Origin of the sequence: Thalassotalea sp. 273M-4 (assembly GCF_041410465.1) — a bacterium.
Lineage (GTDB): Bacteria > Pseudomonadota > Gammaproteobacteria > Enterobacterales > Alteromonadaceae > Thalassotalea_A > Thalassotalea_A aquiviva.
This window is the reverse complement of the sequence record NZ_CP166961.1, coordinates 1,516,016-1,536,204: the sequence shown is the minus strand read 5'-3', so window position 1 is coordinate 1,536,204 and position 20,189 is coordinate 1,516,016. Positions and strand designations below refer to the sequence as shown.

The 20,189-nt window shown below is 39.4% G+C and carries 21 protein-coding genes; 8 read left to right on the top strand and 13 right to left on the bottom strand.

Going from position 1 to position 20,189, the window contains the following annotated elements:
• The first annotated feature begins 15 nt into the window (after positions 1–15).
• From ccoS to ACAY00_RS06865, 7 genes are all read left to right on the top strand, one after another.
• A complete protein-coding gene (gene ccoS, locus ACAY00_RS06895; protein ID WP_371379076.1) occupies positions 16–261 on the top strand; it encodes a cbb3-type cytochrome oxidase assembly protein CcoS in 246 nt (81 codons plus the stop codon).
• Positions 252–923, top strand: a complete 672-nt coding sequence (locus ACAY00_RS06890) for a sulfite exporter TauE/SafE family protein (protein WP_371379073.1) — start codon at positions 252–254, stop codon at positions 921–923. Before ccoS ends, ACAY00_RS06890 begins: the two co-directional genes overlap by 10 nt.
• A gap of 44 nt (positions 924–967) precedes the next feature.
• Positions 968–1,696 (top strand): fumarate/nitrate reduction transcriptional regulator Fnr, encoded by a 729-nt coding sequence (fnr, locus tag ACAY00_RS06885; RefSeq protein ID WP_371379071.1) that lies wholly within the window; start codon positions 968–970, stop codon positions 1,694–1,696.
• 111 nt (positions 1,697–1,807) lie between these two features.
• On the top strand, positions 1,808–2,728 hold the full coding sequence (gene uspE, locus ACAY00_RS06880; protein WP_371379069.1) for a universal stress protein UspE: 921 nt from the start codon (positions 1,808–1,810) through the stop codon (positions 2,726–2,728).
• Between the two features lie 105 nt (positions 2,729–2,833).
• On the top strand, positions 2,834–3,760 hold the full coding sequence (ttcA, locus tag ACAY00_RS06875) for a tRNA 2-thiocytidine(32) synthetase TtcA (protein WP_371379067.1): 927 nt from the start codon (positions 2,834–2,836) through the stop codon (positions 3,758–3,760).
• Positions 3,761–4,146: 386 nt separating this feature from the next.
• On the top strand, positions 4,147–5,436 hold the full coding sequence (locus ACAY00_RS06870) for an NCS2 family permease (RefSeq protein ID WP_371379064.1): 1,290 nt from the start codon (positions 4,147–4,149) through the stop codon (positions 5,434–5,436).
• 75 nt (positions 5,437–5,511) lie between these two features.
• A complete protein-coding gene (locus tag ACAY00_RS06865; RefSeq protein ID WP_371379062.1) occupies positions 5,512–6,282 on the top strand; it encodes an outer membrane protein OmpK in 771 nt (256 codons plus the stop codon).
• A 348-nt stretch (positions 6,283–6,630) separates the two neighbouring features.
• Here ACAY00_RS06865 and ACAY00_RS06860 read toward each other — a convergent pair whose 3' ends face one another.
• From ACAY00_RS06860 to ACAY00_RS06830, 7 genes are all read right to left on the bottom strand, one after another.
• Entirely contained in the window at positions 6,631–7,056 is a 426-nt protein-coding gene (locus ACAY00_RS06860; protein ID WP_371379060.1) for a hypothetical protein, read from the bottom strand.
• A 235-nt stretch (positions 7,057–7,291) separates the two neighbouring features.
• Positions 7,292–7,723: a nuclear transport factor 2 family protein gene (locus ACAY00_RS06855; RefSeq protein ID WP_371379058.1), complete on the bottom strand. Its 432-nt coding sequence runs from the start codon at positions 7,721–7,723 to the stop codon at positions 7,292–7,294.
• A 324-nt stretch (positions 7,724–8,047) separates the two neighbouring features.
• Positions 8,048–8,713 carry a DUF2987 domain-containing protein gene (locus ACAY00_RS06850; protein WP_371379056.1) on the bottom strand — a complete coding sequence of 222 codons (666 nt, stop codon included), beginning with the start codon at positions 8,711–8,713 and terminating at the stop codon, positions 8,048–8,050.
• A 22-nt stretch (positions 8,714–8,735) separates the two neighbouring features.
• A complete protein-coding gene (locus ACAY00_RS06845; RefSeq protein ID WP_371379053.1) occupies positions 8,736–9,542 on the bottom strand; it encodes a glucosaminidase domain-containing protein in 807 nt (268 codons plus the stop codon).
• Between the two features lie 9 nt (positions 9,543–9,551).
• Positions 9,552–10,334, bottom strand: a complete 783-nt coding sequence (locus tag ACAY00_RS06840) for a hypothetical protein (RefSeq protein ID WP_371379050.1) — start codon at positions 10,332–10,334, stop codon at positions 9,552–9,554.
• A gap of 76 nt (positions 10,335–10,410) precedes the next feature.
• Complete coding sequence (locus ACAY00_RS06835) at positions 10,411–11,046, bottom strand: LysE family translocator (RefSeq protein ID WP_371379047.1); 636 nt, start codon at positions 11,044–11,046, stop codon at positions 10,411–10,413.
• A 1-nt stretch (position 11,047) separates the two neighbouring features.
• Entirely contained in the window at positions 11,048–11,674 is a 627-nt protein-coding gene (locus ACAY00_RS06830; RefSeq protein WP_371379044.1) for a DUF1415 domain-containing protein, read from the bottom strand.
• A gap of 158 nt (positions 11,675–11,832) precedes the next feature.
• Between ACAY00_RS06830 and ACAY00_RS06825 the strand changes: the two genes are divergently transcribed.
• Positions 11,833–12,354, top strand: coding sequence for a DUF2937 family protein (locus tag ACAY00_RS06825; protein ID WP_371379042.1), 522 nt, complete (start codon positions 11,833–11,835; stop codon positions 12,352–12,354).
• Positions 12,355–12,434: 80 nt separating this feature from the next.
• Here ACAY00_RS06825 and ACAY00_RS06820 read toward each other — a convergent pair whose 3' ends face one another.
• The 6 genes from ACAY00_RS06820 to ACAY00_RS06795 form a co-directional block, all read right to left on the bottom strand.
• Positions 12,435–13,721 carry a hemolysin family protein gene (locus ACAY00_RS06820; protein WP_371379039.1) on the bottom strand — a complete coding sequence of 429 codons (1,287 nt, stop codon included), beginning with the start codon at positions 13,719–13,721 and terminating at the stop codon, positions 12,435–12,437.
• Positions 13,722–14,139: 418 nt separating this feature from the next.
• Entirely contained in the window at positions 14,140–14,436 is a 297-nt protein-coding gene (locus tag ACAY00_RS06815) for an integration host factor subunit alpha (RefSeq protein ID WP_371379036.1), read from the bottom strand.
• 4 nt (positions 14,437–14,440) lie between these two features.
• The gene (pheT, locus tag ACAY00_RS06810) at positions 14,441–16,825 is read right to left on the bottom strand and encodes a phenylalanine--tRNA ligase subunit beta (RefSeq protein WP_371379033.1); all 2,385 of its coding nucleotides are present in this window, start codon (positions 16,823–16,825) and stop codon (positions 14,441–14,443) included.
• Between the two features lie 11 nt (positions 16,826–16,836).
• Positions 16,837–17,817, bottom strand: a complete 981-nt coding sequence (gene pheS / locus ACAY00_RS06805; protein WP_371379030.1) for a phenylalanine--tRNA ligase subunit alpha — start codon at positions 17,815–17,817, stop codon at positions 16,837–16,839.
• Between the two features lie 223 nt (positions 17,818–18,040).
• Complete coding sequence (locus ACAY00_RS06800; protein ID WP_371379028.1) at positions 18,041–19,243, bottom strand: ABC transporter permease; 1,203 nt, start codon at positions 19,241–19,243, stop codon at positions 18,041–18,043.
• The gene (locus ACAY00_RS06795) at positions 19,224–20,027 is read right to left on the bottom strand and encodes an ATP-binding cassette domain-containing protein (protein ID WP_371379025.1); all 804 of its coding nucleotides are present in this window, start codon (positions 20,025–20,027) and stop codon (positions 19,224–19,226) included. The genes ACAY00_RS06800 and ACAY00_RS06795 overlap by 20 nt, the downstream gene beginning before the upstream one ends.
• Between the last annotated feature and the right edge of the window lie 162 nt (positions 20,028–20,189).

Below are 20,189 nucleotides of genomic sequence, written 5' to 3'. Positions count from 1 at the left end.
GGTATAGGCTACTTTATGAGTGTCATCTACATTTTAATTCCCATTGCCATTTTATTTACTGCTTTAGCCATTTATTTGTTTTTTTGGGCGGTGAAAACCGAGCAATTTGATGATTTAGAAAAACAAGGTATGAGCATCTTATTTGATGAAGACAAAACAGCCAAAAAACACAGCAAAAAACATAAACAACCCGATGCCAAAACAACCGAGCATCAGCACAAATCCAACTTAGAAGAGTCATCAGAAGACGAATGGAATTAAGTTATTTTTCGGCCTTTTTGATTGGTTTAGCAGGGGCCGGTCACTGTGTTGCTATGTGCGGAGGCATTACCTCTATGCTGAGCGCAAATGTTGTAATAAAACATGAAAAACCCAATATTAACCTTATCCTAGGTTACAATGCGGGTCGCATCCTTTCTTACTCTATTGCTGGGTTAATTGCCGGAGTCACAGGTTCTTTAGCTATCAAATCTATTGGGGTTCATGTAAACTGGCTCAGAGTGATTGCCGCCATCTTTTTAATATTCCTTGCCTTGTATATTGGTCAATGGTCTTTTTTACTCACTCGAGTAGAGGCCATCGGAAAAAAGTTATGGGTTAAAATTCAGCCTCTTAGTAAACGATTTATCCCTGTTAGCAATGTTAAACAAGCTTTAATGCTAGGTGCAATCTGGGGTTGGTTACCATGTGGCTTGGTTTATTCTACCTTAACTTGGAGTATGGCATCGGCAAATGGTATAGATGGGATGTTCATAATGATGAGTTTTGGACTTGGCACTTTGCCAGCTTTATTTACCCTTTCGCAAGGTTACGGCTTTGTTAGCAAAACTTTAAAAAATAATTATTTTCGTAAAGTTACTTCAATTTTTTTATTATTAGCAGGAATTTATTCTTTGATTATTGCTCTTGATCTAATTTTTTAGTAGAATTTTTTTGACTTTTTCCAAATACATCATAGAAGGTTGATATGCCTCAAACGATAGCGTATACAAATAATATAAAATGCCAGAGCTGTAGTATCAGTGAGTTATGTTTACCATTTAGTTTAAATGAAAGTGAACTAAACCTGTTAGATGATATTATCTCGCGTAAAAAACCGATCCAAAAAAATACTCAACTGTTTAAAGCGGGCGAATCTCTGCAAACGCTTTATGCGATCCGTTCGGGAACATTTAAAACCTTTATTATTTCTGAATCTGGTGAAGAACAAATTACCGGATTTCATTTAGCAGGGGATTTAATGGGCTTTGATGCCTTAAATAATAAAACCCATCCAAGTTTTGCGAAAGCGCTTGAAACCTCTATGGTTTGTGAAATCCCATTTGAAGTCCTTGATGTTTTATCATCAAAGATCCCTAAGCTTAAAGCGCAAATGATGAATTTGATGAGCAACGAGCTACATAGTGGTAACGAAATGTTGTTACTTTTAAATCGTAAAAACGCCGAAGAAAAGTTAGCGACTTTCTTAGCTTCTTATGGACGTCGACTAGGTGCCCGCCACTTATCTTCAACCGAGTTTTGTCTACCAATGACTCGCAGTGAAATTGGCAATTACATTGGCTTAACCATTGAAACCATTTCTCGCCTAATGACCCGCTTCCAAAAAGAAGGGTTAATTCGAGTAGAAAACAAATTCATTACCATTATCGACAAAGACCGTTTATATCAATTAGCGGGTATTAATAAAGTTAAATAATGGTAAAAAGAAATTAAATCAAATAATTAACGTCTAAGCAGGTTCTATTTGTAAGTATCAAATATTAATATTAAGCTTAATATGAGTTTTTAATATTGAATAGGTATACGCATGGAAAGTTATCAGAACCTCTTAGTCGTTATTGATCCCACCACCGAAGACCAAAAAGCCTTACAACGGGCGTGTACCCTAGCCAAGCAAACCCAAGCTAAAGTAACTGCATTTCTGTGCATTTACGACTTCTCTTATGAAATGACCACCATGCTTTCAGGTGAAGAAAGAGAAAGTATGCGTGCCACCGTTATTAAAGGTAGAGAGCAATGGTTAGACGACATCCTTATCGATTTTGACTACAAAATTGATTACAAAGTGATCTGGCATAATCGACCTTTTGAAGCCATTTTAAACGAAGTCGATGAGCACAAATACGATTTAGTATTAAAAAGTACGCACGAGCACCCTACTCTGCAATCTGTCATCTTTACCCCGACCGACTGGCATCTCATACGTAAGTGCTGGGTTCCACTATTGCTGGTAAAAGAGCATAGTTGGCCAGAAAACGGTCATATCCTCGCGGCTATTCACGCCAGCAGTGACGAGGAAGATCATATGTCTTTGAACAATAAAATTACCGAAGAAGCGATTAATTTAAGTAAGTTAATAAAAGCCGATACCCACTTTGTAAACTCTTATCCTGGTACACCTATTAATATTGCCATAGAAATTCCAGAGTTTGACGCCGCCGAATACAATAAAAATATGCAAGCACATCATATTAAAATGATGCAACAGCATGCCGCCAAATTTGGCATTGATAAAAAGTATTTACATGTTAAAGAAGGCTTACCTGAAGATGTTATAGAACAGGTTGCCAACGAACTTGATGCTGAATTAGTGATTCTAGGGACCATTGGTCGAACAGGACTTTCTGCCATGCTTATCGGCAATACCGCTGAGCATGTTATTGATAGAATTAATTGTGATCTACTAGCGCTTAAACCTGATGGCTATATTTCGCCATTTTTACAATAATCTGTCTTAAATAACCGACTTGCAAAGCCTCAATTACATTTTGAGGCTTTTTTATTGTTAAAGCGATAAGGTATAATGCACCATTTTCCATTGCAGGTTTACCAAATGTCGACTCAAACACCTACCGATAAAGTAGCTTTATCCATACTAAACAAATTAGAAAAACGCTTTCGCCATCAGGTAGGTAAAGCAATTTTTGATTACAACATGATTGAACAAGGCGACAAAATCATGGTGTGTCTATCGGGCGGTGCTGACAGCTACACCATGCTAGATATTTTAATCAATATGAAAAGCCGCGCCCCAATTGACTTTGACTTAATCGCGGTGAATTTAGATCAAAAGCAACCGGGTTTTCCTGAGCATATTTTACCTACCTACCTTGAAGCATTAGGGGTTGAGTATCATATTATTGAAGAAGATACCTACAGTATCGTTAAAGACAAGATCCCTGAAGGTAAAACCACCTGCAGTTTATGCTCTCGCTTACGTCGCGGTATTTTATACAGCACCGCCAAACGATTAGGTGCGACTAAAATTGCCCTAGGTCATCATCGCGATGACATGATAGAAACATTATTGTTGAATATGTTCTTTAATGGTAAAACCAAAACCATGCCAGCCAAGTTAGTATCCGATAATGGCGAGCACGTGGTTATTAGACCATTAGCGTATTGCAAGGAAAAGGACATTAAGCAATATGCTGAGTTAAAACAATTCCCAATCATTCCTTGTAACTTGTGTGGAAGTCAACCAAACTTACAGCGTCAGAATGTCAAACACATGCTTGCTGACTGGGATAAGCACTTCCCAGGACGTGCAGAATCGATATTTACAGCCATGCAAAATGTGGTGCCGTCACATTTATGTGATCATCAACTGTATGATTTTAAGTCAGTCGACTTATCAACAGGAGTCGTTGCAGGTGGTGATATCGCTTTTGACAAAGAAACCATTAAGCCACCTCAAGTCAATACCTTTACAAGTAATACCGAATCGTTAAACATCGTCGACATTGTCGAAATAAAATAGTTAATTTCTGGTAAAATGCCGAAATATGTTGATAAAGTGCAAGCTTTTGTTACAAATAGCTATGCTTTTGTAGTTTTATTACTTAAAATACCGCCGAAAATTTCTTGAGGCATAAGCTAACGCTTATACCAAATCTGATTGAGTAATGAGCAATAATCATACTCTTATTGAGATAACTGATTGAAATTTTTGGGTGGGAGATTTGGGTAATATCTACAGGTGTATCCAAAATTCCTCTAAGTGTGTGTTAACACATTTCATCCCTGAATTTTTTCAGCATACGTTGCATAAAGTGTTTTCTTAAAAATACCTTATGCAACGCTCATTAACGCAGTCAGACTTGGTATCATGCCTTGTATATCAAACCTCGTTTTGGGATAAAATTAATGTTTGAAAAATTATTCAAGCTATCTGAGCATAATACCTCAATCAAGCAAGAAGTCGTCGCAGGCTTTACCACCTTCCTTACCATGGCATACATCATTTTTGTTAACCCAAGTATGTTAGCCATGACGGGTATGGACCAAGGAGCGGTTTTCGTAGCTACGTGTTTAGCTGCAGCAATCGGTTGTTTAATTATGGGTCTATACGCTAATTACCCTATTGCCCTTGCTCCAGGTATGGGCTTAAACGCATTTTTCACCTTTACTGTGGTAATGGAACTAGGTTATTCCTGGAACGTTGCACTAGGTGGTGTATTCATTTCGGGTGTGGTGTTCACTCTTTTAAGTGCTTTTAAAGTACGTGAATGGATCATCAACTCAATTCCTCATTCATTACGATTTGGTATTGCTGCCGGTATCGGTATGTTCCTAGCATTAATCGCGCTAAAGAGCTCTGGTATTATTGTCGCAAGTGACGCAACTCTAGTTACTTTAGGTGATATTACTGCGTTTAATTCGTTAATGGCGGTTTTAGGTTTATTCCTAATTGTTGGTTTAATTAGCATGAACATTAACGGTGCTGTAATGATTTCAATTTTAATTGTTACGACCTTAGGTATTGTTTTTGGTGATGTTAACTACAACGGTATCGTTTCAATGCCACCATCTATTGCGCCAACGTTTGCCCAATTAGATATTGCTGGTGCCTTTAATGTTGGCATGATCAGTGTTATTTTTGCTTTCTTATTCGTTGACCTATTCGATACCTCTGGTACTCTAATCGCGGTTGCACAGCGTGGTAACATGCTAGACAAAGAGGGTAACCTTCCTCGTCTTAAAAAAGCCTTATTTGCTGACTCAGGTGCCACTATCGCAGGTTCTTTACTTGGTACTTCAACAACCACGAGTTATGTAGAAAGTACCGCGGGTGTTGCCGCTGGTGGTCGCACTGGTTTAACCGCTGTTGTTGTTGCTGGTCTATTCATTTTAGCCTTATTCTTCTCTCCTTTAGCAGGTATGATCCCAGCTTACGCTACCGCAGGTGCACTATTTTTTGTTGGTGTTCTTATGGTTGCTGGCCTTGTAAATGTTAAATGGGACAATCTGTTAGATGCCGTACCTGTCGTGGTCATCTTAGTATCGATGCCATTAACTTTCTCAATTGCCGATGGTATTGCGTTTGGTTTTATCTCATACGCAGCAGTACGTATTTTCAGTGGCCGATTCTCTGAAATTAGCCCAAGTGTTTGGTTCTTAGCCGCACTATTTGTTGGCAAATTCGCCTTCATGTAACTTTTTCGGGCAGAACTTCTCTGCCCTTTTTTTCAAATTTTAAAAATCAAATTAAATAATAAAACAGGGATCACCATGTCTAAAATGTTTAAAACACTTACCGGTGCCGTGGTTGCGGCTGCGTCTTTAGCTTCATTAAACGCTAACGCGGAAATGTTCTGGAGCGACAATTCTATTTCTTACCTAGATAACCTAGGTCACTATGAAGTAGCAGCTAACGACAACATTTCTGTTGTTACTGTAGAGCACGCATCGGGTCACAATTGGGGCGATTTATTCTTTTTTGCAGACCGTTTAGACTTTAAAGCTGACACTAAAAATATTGCCGCAAAAGAAACTTACTCAGAGTTTTCTCCACGTCTAAGCCTTAGCTACGCGACGGGTAAAAAGCTTGAGTACGGTATCATCTCAGATCTATTTTTGGCGACAACATGGGAACACTCTACCTATGTTTCTGCAGCATTTAACAACAGTTTTGATAACTACCTAGTTGGTGTTGGTGCCGATCTTAAACTTCCGGGATTTGCTTATGCAAACATTAACGTGTACCAAGCAAATAACGAAAAAATGGATAACGACCAACAATTAACGTTCGTATGGGGTTACCCATTCAGCATTGGTTCAGCTGACTTTATGTTAGACGGTTATATTGACTGGTCATCAGCTGAAGCGCACGCGGCTGATTTTCACTTTAACCCACAATTACGCATGGATGTGGGTAAATACTTTGGTGTACCAAAGAAATTTGAAGCGGGTGTTGAATACTCATACTGGCACAACAAGTTTGGTATCCCAGGCCTAGACAACGAGTCTGTGGTTAGCTGGATGGTTAAAGTTCACCTTTAATCCACTCTAGTCTATAAACAAGACATAAGAGTCAAGTCTTTACCCTTAATGTAGATAATATTTTTGGTATCGGCATAATTAAAAGGGCTATGAAATAACATTCATAGCCCTTTTTTAATTTCTGCGTGCCATTTAGAAACGAACACAAAACCTGTTATAAAGCGCCAAAGAGAAACACGCATAATCAAAAAAATACATCGTCATCCCACCATATTTTGAAGTAGGCGCCAAAACACGGTGGGATAATGAAATGGACCCACCCTTTATAACGGCTATAACGGCTATAACGGCGTTATGTTTCTAGGTCTTTGTCGGGCTGAACCTCGCTCTTTGCACTCACAGTGTTAATTAAGCACTACACCCTTGGCTGATACTAGTTGCAGTGCCTTCTTGCTCGACCCAATAATAAACGGACATACCTTCTCGTTTTTTACGAATGATATAAGTTTCACCTGGCTCTGCATTAAAACGAACACAACCTTCTGATGATAATTGTCCTTGGTAGTAATCAACCTTCACTTCGTTAAATCCTGCAATGATCTTGGCTTGCTCTGGGTAACCTTTGAAAAAATCACCTGCTGCCTGACCATTAATAGTGTTTATATACAAACGCTCATCTAACCCTACAAATATCCCATGAGCATGTTCAGAGTCAGCTTTAAGGAATGCCATGTTTTTTGCTGTCAAACCTTGTGGCTCATAGATATCTGTTGAAGCACACCCTCCCAGCAAGATTAAAGTTGATAGAAAACTTGCTGTAATTATTTTTTTCATTTCCTAACCCTGTTTAAAATACTTATGTTTCTTAGTAGAGCCAAGCATCCGTTTGCTACTACTTATTAATCAATAACTTACGATATTTAACTGACAGGCGCAAATATCACAAAACATTTTTTTGAAATTCTAACGCTACTGCCAAAAAATGTTAACTCAGACACTGTTTTGCAAGTATCACCTGCTTGCTTTAAAGACTCATGAAATAGGATAACGTGATGTATAGCGATAAAAGCTAAAAATAGTGTCTGATCAGTTTGATTTTTTCATCGTTAAATTCGAACAAGGTGACCAGCTTTTGTTTGCGACTATTTGCATCCACATTACCTTGTGGGTCTATACATGGGTGCAAATACTCAACAGTCACAGCATTTAAGCCTTCTATGATGTTTGATATTTCAATATCGCACTTGCCGTATTTCCCTAAGTAGTAAAGTAAACCTGCCTTATATTCTTCTTTCGTTTGCACAGCATTGAAGCTAGGGTGTTCAAACGTCGCATCATCCGTTAAAAGTGACAGCAGATTTTCGACATCACTCTCTTGAGAGTGTTTATGTTCAACGGCTTTTTGAGCATCAAAATATTCATTCACTTTAGTTGTTAAATTTTGCGCATAGCCAGCACTTGGTAGTAACAATAACCCCATTATTGCATATTTTAAAATCATATTTCCCTTACCTATAACCTATCTTTGAGTTGGTTGTTAACTGCCTCTTGCTCGCTCTCAACCAGCCTATAGTATTAACTTAAAATCAATACGTTACGCTATTTAACCAGCATAAGCAAATGCGCCATTTCAAATCAAATTATCGCGATTCAAGCGCTATTCACTCTTAGTGCAACGAATGTTTGTGCAAAAAAAATCCCATAGATACTGCATTTTATGGCCAACATATATGGGATTTTCGAAGAGAATATTTACCCCTAAAGTACAGCAAAGGACTTACGTGCAAATTCTTTTGCTACGGGGTTATGATAAATTGGTATTAGATTATTTTTCCATCCAGGGCGCGATGACCAAGGGAGGCTGATTAAATTCAAGCGCAATATCAGTAGCATCAAATTCCTCGGGCAATGCTAGTTGACATGTCGTAGCACTGCATTGAAGCAAAGACTTAATGCTTGGGTCGACAAAATCAAGATGATTGTTGGCGTCCAATTCAAAATGCAAACCTTGTAAATTAGGCATCATAAACCACAGAAAAGAACCAAACTCATCGACCAATTCCTGCATTTGCTCTTTTACTTGGGTTAAGTCGTTAAAGCTAAACGCTTTTTGCTCTTTATCTTTAAATTGGATTTGCATCTGTAAAGTACAATCCTGACGAGGGTCTTGTTGTTGTACTTGTAAGTAACCAAAATTGTCATAGTGCGCTTGCGAATAAGGGACCAAAATTTGATTATCGATACCAATATCAACGTTTTGTGCAGGCATACCTTTTGCAAGAGCCCTAACGTTTTTAAGCTCACATCGTTGACGCGTATGATTGTCAACGAGATAAAAGCCCATGGTGATCAAATCAAGTTCATTATCGTTAATAAGCTTTAAACGCTTGTAAAAGCCCTTATATTCAAGTTCAAGTCCGATGGCACTCATTGGAGTTACCAACATAGCAAGCGCTATACTGGCGCTGGCAAAAACGTTATGTATTTTCATATTATATTAATTATGTATCGATTTAGGTTTTGATGAAACGGGCATTGTGACGAAGCATTGTATTAATTTCGACAATGTAATCCATACCACGCTCTGAGTAAGGTAATAAACCCGTGGCCAAAATGTCAGCCTGAAGTTCGATGTTGTTTTCACGCAGATCGACTCTGATCTGTCGAAACAACGCATAGGCATTGTGGGTATTAATGTTTAGAAAGTAACGCGCCACCATCTGATCTACCGACTTAAACGCAGCCACTTCATGATTTAATCCACTTTCTCGCCCTTGCGGTACCAAACCACAGCCTTTTTTAAAGCACCACATACCAAAAAAGTTTAACCCTAAGCGAGCAAAACGAGAACTCCCCCAAGCAGACTCATTGGCAGCTTGCACTAAGACCAATTCGGTAGGAATGGCGTCTACTCTAGTCAGCAACTGGCGTACTTGTTGCTGTTTATCAAGAGATGGTGACACCGAATAGGTATCGGCCAACTGAGTTAACGCAAGCTGCTGTGGCGCTGAAAGCGCTTTACCATCATCAAGCAGTTGCTGTATTTTGATTAACTGGGCTCGGAAAGTTAAGATACGGGCGTTTTGAGCTTCAATTGCCGGCTTTATAAAATTAAAAAACCGACTCTTTTTTTCATTTGGATCTTTAATTGCGCCAAAATCCGGTAAATCGACGTTGTGCTTGGCTAAACCTTGTTGTGCTTTGGACTTAATTGTACCTTTACTGGCGCGGATCTCAGATTCGCTTTGATACAAAAATGGCGCAACAAGCATGTACGCAAAGAAGGCAGCAGCGACGAATTTCACCAAAATTTTAAACATAAATACCTCTTAGGCAGAAAAATAACTGTCTGGTGATTGTGTACCTTTATCGGAAGAAACCACCTGCATTTTTATGCCAAAAATTTCTCTATATAAAATACCTTTGACGTTATAAAACATCGGGGCCAGCCAAAGCATGGCGACACAAAATAAAGGCATAGCAATGATACTGGGCACACCAAAAGCCCATGGTAAAATCGATAAACACAACAAAGCAAAAAGCATTGCGTATATTTTAAATAAGTTAAACCACTCAAATCTTGTTGCTTTTAAAGACAATATAATCGCTTGCACAGGCGACATCTGTTTTTCGATGATCAATGGAATGGTGAGCGACAAAGCCACCGTTAAGTAAATACCAGGCAAAATCAAATAAAAACCAAGAGAGGTTAAACTTGAAACAATCACCGCCGCTAGGGCGATAAAGGCACTGCGTTTTAGGAAAGCAAAAACAAAGCCTGTACGGGTTTTGATCCCAACAGAGTGAGACACGCCCATCATCTCAACACCAGCAATAAATGGGTATAACACCACTGTTGCCAATAAATTGATGATCCATTGTTTTTGTGGATCGGCAATAACCGCTTCGGCTCCGCCCATATATTCAAAAGCAAAAAACGATAAGATCATACCAATTAACAACACCAATAATAAACCCGAGATAATCGGTTGCTTATTGGTCTTCGTTAAGGTCCAAGCTTCTTTAAGGACCGACTCTGGGCTAATTTTATACTCTCCGACCAATGCCTTTTCGACACTGCCGCCTATTTCAATATACTTTTTTGGTTCCACGAAACATCTTAAAAATCAGAACAAATTTAGACGATTATAAAACATCTGGCGACATAACTCACCCCAGATTTTTTACTTAGCCACCGAAGGCAATATTTAATGCTAAAAATATCAAGACCACGCCCATTAATCTGTCGATAATATAGCCCTTTGAAATGACCCGTTTTTGTAAATGATCGGTGGTAAGCAAATAAGAAATAAAACAAAACCATAGCCCAGTCGCAACGGCCATATACAGACCATAAACCGATTGCACAACAATTGGTGTTTGCGATGAAATAACTAACGAAAACAAAGACACAAAAAACAAGGTCGCTTTTACATTCAAGCCATTAACGAGAAAGCCCGTTAAATACGCTCGGACTAGAGTTTGCGGTTTTTCTGCGATACTCTGATTATCGTTGCCAGGAGTTTGTGGCTTAGCCATTATGCCCATAACCCCTAAATAGCCAAGATACGCAGCCGCAATGTAGGTTAAACCTTTAAATAAAGTTGGCGAGCTATGAATGAGTAAGCCAATGCCAATTAATGAATAAGTGACGTGCAATAATATGCCGGTGCCAATCCCCGCACTGGTGAGTAAGGCGTGTTTACGACCTCGGCCAAGGCTTTGTTTTACCACTATGGCAAAATCGGGGCCTGGGCTTGCCACCGCCAAAAAATGAACCACCACAATAATGACAAATTCGTCCCAATACGGCATAAAATCCATGTTATTTATCCTCTGTCCTTGTGTGTTGTTTAAAACTTAATAATAAAGATTGAAAATATTCTGCGCCTAACTCTTGGCTCAGTTTGATATTGGTATCCGGTATGCCCTCTGGATCGGGATGCGCTTTAACCGCTCTTTCCATGTCATCTTCCCGAATAAGGTGCAACGTTGGATAAGGCGAGCGGTTCGTAAAATGACTGGCATCGTGTTGTGGCACCCCCTCGAAAACGTAATTTGGATGAAATGTGGCAATTTGATAAATGCCTTCATACCCCAAACTTTCAAGTAATGCCTGACTCATATCCACCAAATCTAAGAAATCATAAAAATCGTTAAAATGCTCAGGAAATATCACCAAACTGGTGGCGATTTTAGGGTTATTATCGAGCACAACAAATTGTTGTTGTAATTGCTCTAGGGCTAACGCCATAGAATGTTGACGGATCACTGGGTAGGCGATGGTATTTTGCACAAATTCTTTTTTGGCAAACGGACAAAAATTCAGTTTAATAATCACCTGTTCTAGCCAAAGCTTAGTTTGAGCAACGACAGCACCGTCTTCGCTCTGGCCTATTTTGTTCATCATCTTAATTGCCCCACAGACAGTGTCTTGTATTTTATCATCCATACGTTAATTCATTACCAATTGGTGTTTCTTTTAAAAAAATATTATTCGCAGTTTACCTTAGAAGTGAATGAAATCATCGGTTTATTTTACATTACAAAAATATCTTAGCTTTACAGCAAAATGCGCATCTGTTTTACTAATAAAAAAGGGTTATTTGTATGCTTCGTTTTCTAACACACACCTTTGACCGATTGTTGTTTGTAGTCAATTTTATTGTTGCGGTTCAACTGCCCTCGTTTATCGTACAATATAAACAGCGTTTGGGCGGTCACCTTGATGAAGTAAGTTATCAACTCAGTCAATTTCAACACATTGCCGATAACCAACACAATGGTGACTTACAACAACTGTTAAAACGCTACCAAGGGAGTATTGACCCAAGTATTAATCAGACGGCTGAATTACTGGCCCAACTTTTGGCAAGGGTTGACGCATTATCGAAACAGCTAAATGCGCTTAATAACAGTGATTATTTAAGCCAAATTTATCATTTCTTTAGTCAATTTGACGCCGATATCGTTTTGGCCACCGCATCGCACTATCGTTTAACCATTCCACTTGAGCTTAATGCATTGTTAACGGGACTTATTGTTTCAACGGCATTTAGTTTGCTGCTATTTAGCGGCCAAGCATATTTTAAGGCCAAAGCTTATAACAATCCAAACATGCAAAAAAACTGATATTGCGCCGTAAAAGAAAACGAGGTCGGCAGGGTAATATTTAATAGCACCACAGGAGTATGCGGTGCTAGTTATTTGGTTTAATCAATCTTGCTCACTAAAAGCTTATCAACTCGAAACGCATCAATATCCACCACTTCAAATTGATAGCCAGCATACACCACCATATCCGTAGGTTTAGGTACTTTTCGAAGAAGGTACATCACAAAGCCTGCAATGGTTTCATATTGAGAGCTGTTAGGAAATTCTTCAATATTCAGTGCTTTCATTACATCCGTGATTGGGGTTGCTCCATCAATTAACCAAGAGTGATTGTCTCTAGCAATGATCTGCTCATCGACATCGTGCATTGCCCAGGTGCCCATAACAGCGCTCTGCAAATCATTGCTGGTTACGACCCCAACAACCAGGGCATATTCATTCATGATCAATGCAAAGTCTGTGCGTTTTTCTTTTAAATGATCCATCGCTTCAGCCAAATTTAAAGTATCTGGCAACATTGGACACGAATGCACCATGTGTTTATCACTTAAATCAACCGATTTGTTATTAATTAAGCTAATGAGTATTTCTTTGGCATTAACATAGCCTTTAATATTATCTAACTGACCTTCACATACCAAAAACTTAGAATGGGGTTGCTCACTGATCTTGCGTTTTATCTCTTCTTCACTATCGTTGGTAAGAAAATACACAATACTTTCTCGTGAGGTCATCGCAGATGTCACTGGTATAGATTGCATTTCAAAAACATTTTCAATCATTTGCTGTTCTTCTTTGTCAAGAACCCCAGCTTCTGCCCCGGCATCCATCACTGCGTAAATATCATCCGTTGTGATTTCATCATTACGAACTGTCGGTGCACGAACAATAGCCATGATCCCATCCGCCATAATGTTAATAAACCAAACCAAAGGCTTAAGCACACGAATGCACATTAACATTGGACCTACGAGAGCCATTGAAATTTTTTCAGGTATCGCCATCGCAATACGCTTTGGCATTAAATCCGCAATTAAAATAAACAAAAAGGTGACCAAAGCAAATGATAAGAAAAAACTGACTTTGCTTAACCACGGATCAGTCAGAAAATTTGACAATAAGGTGGCAATATACGGGGTAAAAGCTGACTCACCAACAATACCACCTAAAATAGCAACCGCATTTAAACCAATTTGAACAACGGTGAAAAAATTGCCCGGTTGCTCTTGTAACAACAATACCTTTTCTGCGCGCAGATCGCCTTCTTCAACCAATTGACGTAAACGCATTTTACGCGCCCCTGCCAACGATATTTCAGACATAGAAAAAAAACTGCTTATTGCAATTAATGTAAAAATTATGAACAAGTTTTCGATTAAACTCATATTGCACCAATACCTTTGTAAGGCATATAAATATTCTTCAGTGGATAAACAACGATTTATTACATAAGTAAGCCGAGCTAAACGTTTTACTGCCACTTGTAAATGACTAAACATAAAAATCAGTTATGACGAACATAAATAGGCACCAATAACGGTGAATGTGACGTATGTCACAATAACTGATTCAATTTCCCTAAAATGAGGGGCGGCAATACTACCACATGCTTACTTTAAAACAATGTTTATTTTTTAATCGATTTGTTAAAGTTTGCATCGTTTATGGCAACATTTCAGTCGTGTGTCTTTGGCCATAAAATAAGGGTTATTTACAACCAATTTGGCCGGTGTCGTTACTTTATTAAGGCCAAAAAAAAAGCTGCACAACGGCAGCTTTTTTAACTCTAAACATCTGAAACAATTACTTGTCTTTATTAGCTTCTTCAACCCGGTTTTTTAACTTTTGGCCTGGTCTGAAGGTTACAACTTTACGAGCAGAGATTGGAATATCTTCACCCGTTTTAGGGTTACGTCCTGGTCGTTCATTCTTAGTACGAAGGTCAAAATTACCAAATCCTGATAATTTAACTTGCTCGCCACTTTCTAAACATGATCTGATTTGTTCAAAAAACTCTTCAACCATCAGTTTTGCATCACGTTTACTCAAGCCAAGCTGCTCGTATAAGTGTTCTGATACTTCTGCTTTAGTTAGCGCCATAAAATTAGTCTCTTAAAGATGCATCAAACTCAGATTTCAATGCGTCAACTACTTTGGTAACCACATCATTGATATCTTTGTCCTCAAGTGTTCTGGTGTTATCTTGCAGAGTCAGAGCGATTGCCAGACTCTTAAATCCAGGTTCAATACCTTGTCCTTGGTATACATCAAACAATTCTAGGCTACATAGGTGATTTGTGCCAACCTTTTCAATGAGTTGTAGAACACTTTTTGCACTTACCTTTTCATTCACCACTACCGCTAAATCTCGGCGGTTTGAAGGGAACTTAGAAATCTCACTTGCTTGAGGAATTTTTTGAGTCAAAATTTCGCTTTGTAATAATTCAAATACGAAAGTTCGACCGTTTAATCCTAGCTTACGCTCTAACTCAGGATGAATGGCACCAACATGCCCAACTAAAGTATCACCTTTGTAAATTGCGGCGGTTTGCCCAGGGTGTAATGCTGGTACATCGGCGGCTTCAAAGTGATATGCTTTGGCATCGGCAGTAAGGGCTAATAAGGCTTCAACATCACCTTTGGCATCGAAGAAATCCACCACTTGTTTTTCCATTTGCCAATGTTCGCCATTACGTAAACCCGTGATCACACCAGAGAGCATGGCTTCTTGACGGACACCATTTTCAGCGTCACTGTCTGGAATAAAACGAAGACCGCTTTCAAATAAACGCACACGTGGTTGCTGACGATTTTGATTATGTACCACCGCTTGCACAAGACCGGTAAAGTGGCTTAAACGCATCACCGACATTTCCGAAGAAATTGGGTGTGGTAAAGTTAACACGTCTTGCTCTGGGTGCAGTAACGATTGAACTTTAGGGTCAACAAAGCTGTACGTAATGGCTTCTTGGTAACCACGATTAACTAGGGCATTGCGAAACTTACTAATGGTTAACTGCGCTTCTTTATGCGCACGCATCGACAGTGTAGCCACTGGTGCAACATTAGGAATATTGTTATAACCGTATACTCGAGCTACTTCTTCAGTCAGATCTTCTTCGATAGAAATATCAAAGCGATACGCTGGTACCGTGGCTGTCCAAGTGTCGTCATTAAATTCAACGTTCATACCAAGACGGGTTAAAATCTCGGTAACAGTATTGGTTTCAATGTGAATACCAATGCGAGAGTCTAATTTTCTACGACGTAACGTCACTTGTTTTGCTTGTGGCAGATGTTCTTCACTTACCGCTTCAACAACAGGACCAGCTTCACCACCAACAATGTCTAACAATAAAGCTGTCGCGCGTTCAATCGCTTGACGTTGTAATTGTGGGTCAACACCACGCTCGTAACGATGTGAAGCGTCTGTGTGTAAACCGTATTGACGGGCTTTACCTAAAATCGCTAACGGCGCAAAAAATGCACTTTCTAACAAAACATCTTTGGTGTGTTCGGTAACACCTGAATTAAGACCACCAAAGATACCAGCCATAGCCATTGGTTTCTGATCATCGGCTATCACCAAAGTTTGCTCTGAAAGCGTAACTTCGTTGCCATCTAATAGCGTAAGCTTTTCGTCTTTATTGGCAAAACGAACATTAATACTGCCATCAATTTTGGCTAAATCGAACGCATGCATTGGGTGACCAAGCTCTAATAAGACGTAGTTGGTAACATCGACAACCGGATCGATAGAACGAATACCACAACGACGTAGCTTTTCAACCATCCACAATGGCGTTGTGGCCGTTGGGTTAATGTTTTTAAGCACCCTTGCAAGGTATCGTGGACATGCTTGACCAGCAATAATGTTCACATCACGCTTGTCATCAATACTGGCATCAACGTCGATAATTTCAACATCATTTACCGCCATGTTGTTTAACACACCAACTTCACGAGCCAAGCCTTTAATGCCTAGACAATCACCACGGTTAGCCGTTAAATCGACATCAATAGTGACATCGTCAAGATTTAAGTATTGACGAATACACTGACCTACCGGAGCATCTAAAGGTAACTCAATAATACCATCAGCACTATCCGCTAAACCAAGCTCAGACTCAGAACACAACATCCCATGTGATGGTACGCCGCGCAGTTTGGCTTTTTTAATTTTAAAGTTACCCGGTAATACCGCGCCAACTTTTGCAACCGCAACTTTTAACCCTAAACGACAGTTTTTGGCACCACATACGATATCAACAATTTCATCGCCAACATTAACTTTTGTTACTTGTAATTTGTCTGCATCCGGATGTTGACCACATTCGATTACTTCACCAACAACCACATTGGTAAATTCACCGGCGACGGCTTCTGCGCCATCGACTTCAAGGCCAGCCATAGTAATTTGATGGGTTAATTCGTCAGTTGAAATCGCAGGGTTTACCCACTCACGTAACCAAGATTCACTAAATTTCATTATTGGCTTTCCTACTTAAACTGTTTTAAGAAACGAAGATCGTTTTCAAAGAATGAACGCAAATCGGTTACGCCATAACGCAACATTGATAAACGCTCAACACCCATACCAAACGCAAAACCGGTGTAAACTTCTGGATCAACACCAACACTGCGCAGTACATTTGGGTGTACCATGCCACAGCCTAGTACTTCTAACCATTTGCCGTTTTTACCTTTAACATCAACTTCCGCTGATGGTTCGGTAAACGGGAAGTAAGATGGACGAAAACGAATCTCTAAATCTTCTTCAAAGAAGTTATGCAAAAAGTCATGCAAAATCCCTTTCAGATGAGTAAAGCTTACGTCTTTGTCGACCATTAAACCCTCAACCTGGTGGAACATTGGGGTATGTGTTTGGTCGTAATCGTTACGATAAACACGCCCTGGAGAAATGATCCTAAGTGGTGGCTTCTCTGTTTCCATGGTACGAATTTGAACACCCGATGTTTGGGTTCTTAATACCAACTTAGGGTTAAAATAAAAAGTGTCATGATCGGCACGCGCTGGGTGATGAGCCGGAATATTTAACGCATCGAAATTATGAAAATCATCTTCAACTTCTGGACCCGCTTTTACTTCAAAGCCTAATTCACCAAAAAAGCTTTCAATTCGTTCAATTGTACGGGTTACTGGGTGCAAACCACCATGTTCCATGGTTCGACCAGGTAAAGTCACATCAATGGTTTCACCAGCAAGTTTTGCTTTGATTTGCTCTGCACGTAAAATTTCACCACGTTGGTGAATTAATTTTTGCACTTGTTGTTTAGCAACATTGATCAACTGCCCTGCTTTTGGGCGCTCTTCAGGACTTAATTTACCTAAACCCTTTAATTGTTCAGTCAATTTGCCTTTTTTACCTAAAAACTCGACCCTTACCAGATCAAGAGCAGCAGGTTCTTCTGCGCTTGCAACCGCTTGTTCAGCTTGCAAGATAATATCATCTAAATTCATAGTCTCCTCGGGCGAAAGTGAATTCGCGATTGACTTTTATTATCGGCAAAATTCTTGGTGAATTAGCCCAGATACAAAAAGGGATAATTTTACAGAAAAAATTATCCCTAACATAGTGTAAAGTTTTATTTTTAGCAGATTTTTTTGGATTCTTTAGGTAATTGCTAACACCACCCAAAAAAGTGGTTAAAAATAAACCACCCCAGCATCCTTTGACCGCGTATTAACGAAATAATACCGACTCTTTATTAAACCAATGCACACAAAACATTATGGTTAGTAACGCAAATACCCCAGTTGAGCCGAAAATCACAATGAGATAAGTGTAGTCGATAGTACCTTTTAACAACTCTTTAATTGCCAATGCCACGTTAGAAATAGGCACCATTGACCAGCCAAAAGTAAGGCTACTTCCTGGCAGCATCGCCACAATAACGGGCATGAACACCACCATGGTCAACGGCCCCATGTAGTTTTGTGCTTCTTTGTAGCTTTTAGCGTAAATAGATATGGCTAACGAACTGGCCGCAAAAATGGCTGAAACCGGCACGAGCAGTAATACAATTAAAATATAATCGTACCATTGCACTGACGAAAGCACTTGTGAAACCAAACCAAAATTAAGAACTTTACCAATAAGGTATGACCAAAACACCATACTAAAAATGGTAATAAGCGCCGTCATTATTGCGGTAGTGGTACTGCATAAAAACTTGCCCATTACCAAAGCAAAGCGTGACACGGGCGTTAACAATAAGGTTTCTATTGTACCTCGTTCTTTTTCCCCTGCCCCCAAATCAATGGCGGGATACATAGCGCCGGTTAAACACAAAGGGATCAAAATATAGGGGATAAAGCCACCGAGTTTTTCACCAAAGCTTTCTCTGTCATCGGCAGTATCTATATATTGATAGGCAACGGGTTGACGAAACGCTTGATACTCTTGTTCGAGCATGTTGATTTTGTCTAATTTTTGCTTCTGTAGATTGTCGGTATACTGGTTGAGTAACTTGTCTATCTTTGCTTGTGTTGCTTCAAAAATACTCGAACTGTTTGAATATACCTGCCAATGACTTTTTTCTAACGCCGCTATTTTTTCTTGGTGATTAGGGTCTAAAACCAACACCAGATCAACCTCTTCATTTTGAATAGCCGCGCGTATTTGCTCTTCGCCGGCAAGTGTTAGATCGAGTTTTTTAAAATCACTGTGGTAAAACACAGTTTCAGCGAACTTTGGCGCCGCGTGTTCGTTGATGATCACATAACGAATTTCCTTCTGATGCTGATCAAGGGCAAATTTAGCCCCAATAAAGCCCACAACCCCAAATAACACAGGAAATACCACCATTGGCAACGCCATGATAAAAAAGAGTGTTTTACGATCTCTTAGTAACTCCCTTAATTCTTTAACAAATACTAGCCACATCAGACTTCGCTCCTTGGATGATATTCATAAATGCTTTGCGTAAATCGCCACTTTCGGAATGTTGTTGAAAATCGCTTAAGCTGCCATTAAAGCAACTTTGTCCTCGCTCTATCACCGATACTCTGTCGGCAAGTAAGGCGATTTCATCAAGATGATGGGTTGAAAAAATAACTGCAGTACCTTGTTCTCGCATTTGTTGAACAAAATTCATAATGGTTTCGGTGGCCATAATATCAAGACCGGTTGTCGGTTCATCAAGAATCAATACTTCGGGGGAATGAATAACGGCGCGGGCTATCGATACCTTTTGCTGCATCCCAGTTGAGAGTTGTTCAACCCGCCTATCTAAATAATCCACGATGCCAAGTTGTTGATATATTTGCTCACCTTTAACGGCTAAATCTTTTTTACTGACCCCGTGTAAACGGGCAAAAAATTCAACATTTTCTTTGGCTGTTAGGCGTGCATAAAGACCGGTTTTTCCAGATAAGAAACCAATCTTTTGTTTCGCCAATAACGGTTTTTTCAACACGTCAACACCGTTTACCATAACCGCACCAGAGTCGGGTTTAAGGGCTGATGACAATATTCTTAACGTCGTAGTTTTGCCGGCACCATTAGCGCCAAGCAAACCTAATACTTCGCCTTTACTGCAATGAAAACTGACATTCTTTAAGGCGTGAAATTGCCCCCCTTGCTGCCTTGGATCAAGATCCGATTTTTTCTTCTTGTTATTTTCCGCTTTTGCCGCGAACGACTTGCTGAGATTTTCTACTGAAATCATGTTTACTCTTTCAACCCACTTAGATGATAACTAAGTTACTCATTTCGCTAATATAAAGTAAATACTTAGACGATATTATTTTTTCCATTTTATCTATTAAAAGGAGAGATTTCATAACAATATCTTTTAATTAATACCCGACAAAGGTACATTATGGCGGTT

What these genes read in the sequence shown, in the direction of transcription:
- ACAY00_RS06860 (WP_371379060.1), bottom strand. Translation starts at nt 7,056, where the DNA reads ATGAAAAAAATAATTACAGCAAGTTTTCTATCAACTTTAATCTTGCTG.
- ccoS (WP_371379076.1), top strand. Translation starts at nt 16, where the DNA reads ATGAGTGTCATCTACATTTTAATTCCCATTGCCATTTTATTTACTGCT.
- ACAY00_RS06825 (WP_371379042.1), top strand. Translation starts at nt 11,833, where the DNA reads ATGCTTCGTTTTCTAACACACACCTTTGACCGATTGTTGTTTGTAGTC.
- ACAY00_RS06815 (WP_371379036.1), bottom strand. Translation starts at nt 14,436, where the DNA reads ATGGCGCTAACTAAAGCAGAAGTATCAGAACACTTATACGAGCAGCTT.
- ACAY00_RS06845 (WP_371379053.1), bottom strand. Translation starts at nt 9,542, where the DNA reads ATGTTTAAAATTTTGGTGAAATTCGTCGCTGCTGCCTTCTTTGCGTAC.
- ACAY00_RS06850 (WP_371379056.1), bottom strand. Translation starts at nt 8,713, where the DNA reads ATGAAAATACATAACGTTTTTGCCAGCGCCAGTATAGCGCTTGCTATG.
- pheS (WP_371379030.1), bottom strand. Translation starts at nt 17,817, where the DNA reads ATGAATTTAGATGATATTATCTTGCAAGCTGAACAAGCGGTTGCAAGC.
- uspE (WP_371379069.1), top strand. Translation starts at nt 1,808, where the DNA reads ATGGAAAGTTATCAGAACCTCTTAGTCGTTATTGATCCCACCACCGAA.
- ACAY00_RS06830 (WP_371379044.1), bottom strand. Translation starts at nt 11,674, where the DNA reads ATGGATGATAAAATACAAGACACTGTCTGTGGGGCAATTAAGATGATG.
- ACAY00_RS06795 (WP_371379025.1), bottom strand. Translation starts at nt 20,027, where the DNA reads ATGATTTCAGTAGAAAATCTCAGCAAGTCGTTCGCGGCAAAAGCGGAA.
- ACAY00_RS06855 (WP_371379058.1), bottom strand. Translation starts at nt 7,723, where the DNA reads ATGATTTTAAAATATGCAATAATGGGGTTATTGTTACTACCAAGTGCT.
- pheT (WP_371379033.1), bottom strand. Translation starts at nt 16,825, where the DNA reads ATGAAATTTAGTGAATCTTGGTTACGTGAGTGGGTAAACCCTGCGATT.
- ACAY00_RS06870 (WP_371379064.1), top strand. Translation starts at nt 4,147, where the DNA reads ATGTTTGAAAAATTATTCAAGCTATCTGAGCATAATACCTCAATCAAG.
- ACAY00_RS06890 (WP_371379073.1), top strand. Translation starts at nt 252, where the DNA reads ATGGAATTAAGTTATTTTTCGGCCTTTTTGATTGGTTTAGCAGGGGCC.
- ACAY00_RS06820 (WP_371379039.1), bottom strand. Translation starts at nt 13,721, where the DNA reads ATGAGTTTAATCGAAAACTTGTTCATAATTTTTACATTAATTGCAATA.
- ACAY00_RS06800 (WP_371379028.1), bottom strand. Translation starts at nt 19,243, where the DNA reads ATGTGGCTAGTATTTGTTAAAGAATTAAGGGAGTTACTAAGAGATCGT.
- fnr (WP_371379071.1), top strand. Translation starts at nt 968, where the DNA reads ATGCCTCAAACGATAGCGTATACAAATAATATAAAATGCCAGAGCTGT.
- ttcA (WP_371379067.1), top strand. Translation starts at nt 2,834, where the DNA reads ATGTCGACTCAAACACCTACCGATAAAGTAGCTTTATCCATACTAAAC.
- ACAY00_RS06865 (WP_371379062.1), top strand. Translation starts at nt 5,512, where the DNA reads ATGTCTAAAATGTTTAAAACACTTACCGGTGCCGTGGTTGCGGCTGCG.
- ACAY00_RS06835 (WP_371379047.1), bottom strand. Translation starts at nt 11,046, where the DNA reads ATGGATTTTATGCCGTATTGGGACGAATTTGTCATTATTGTGGTGGTT.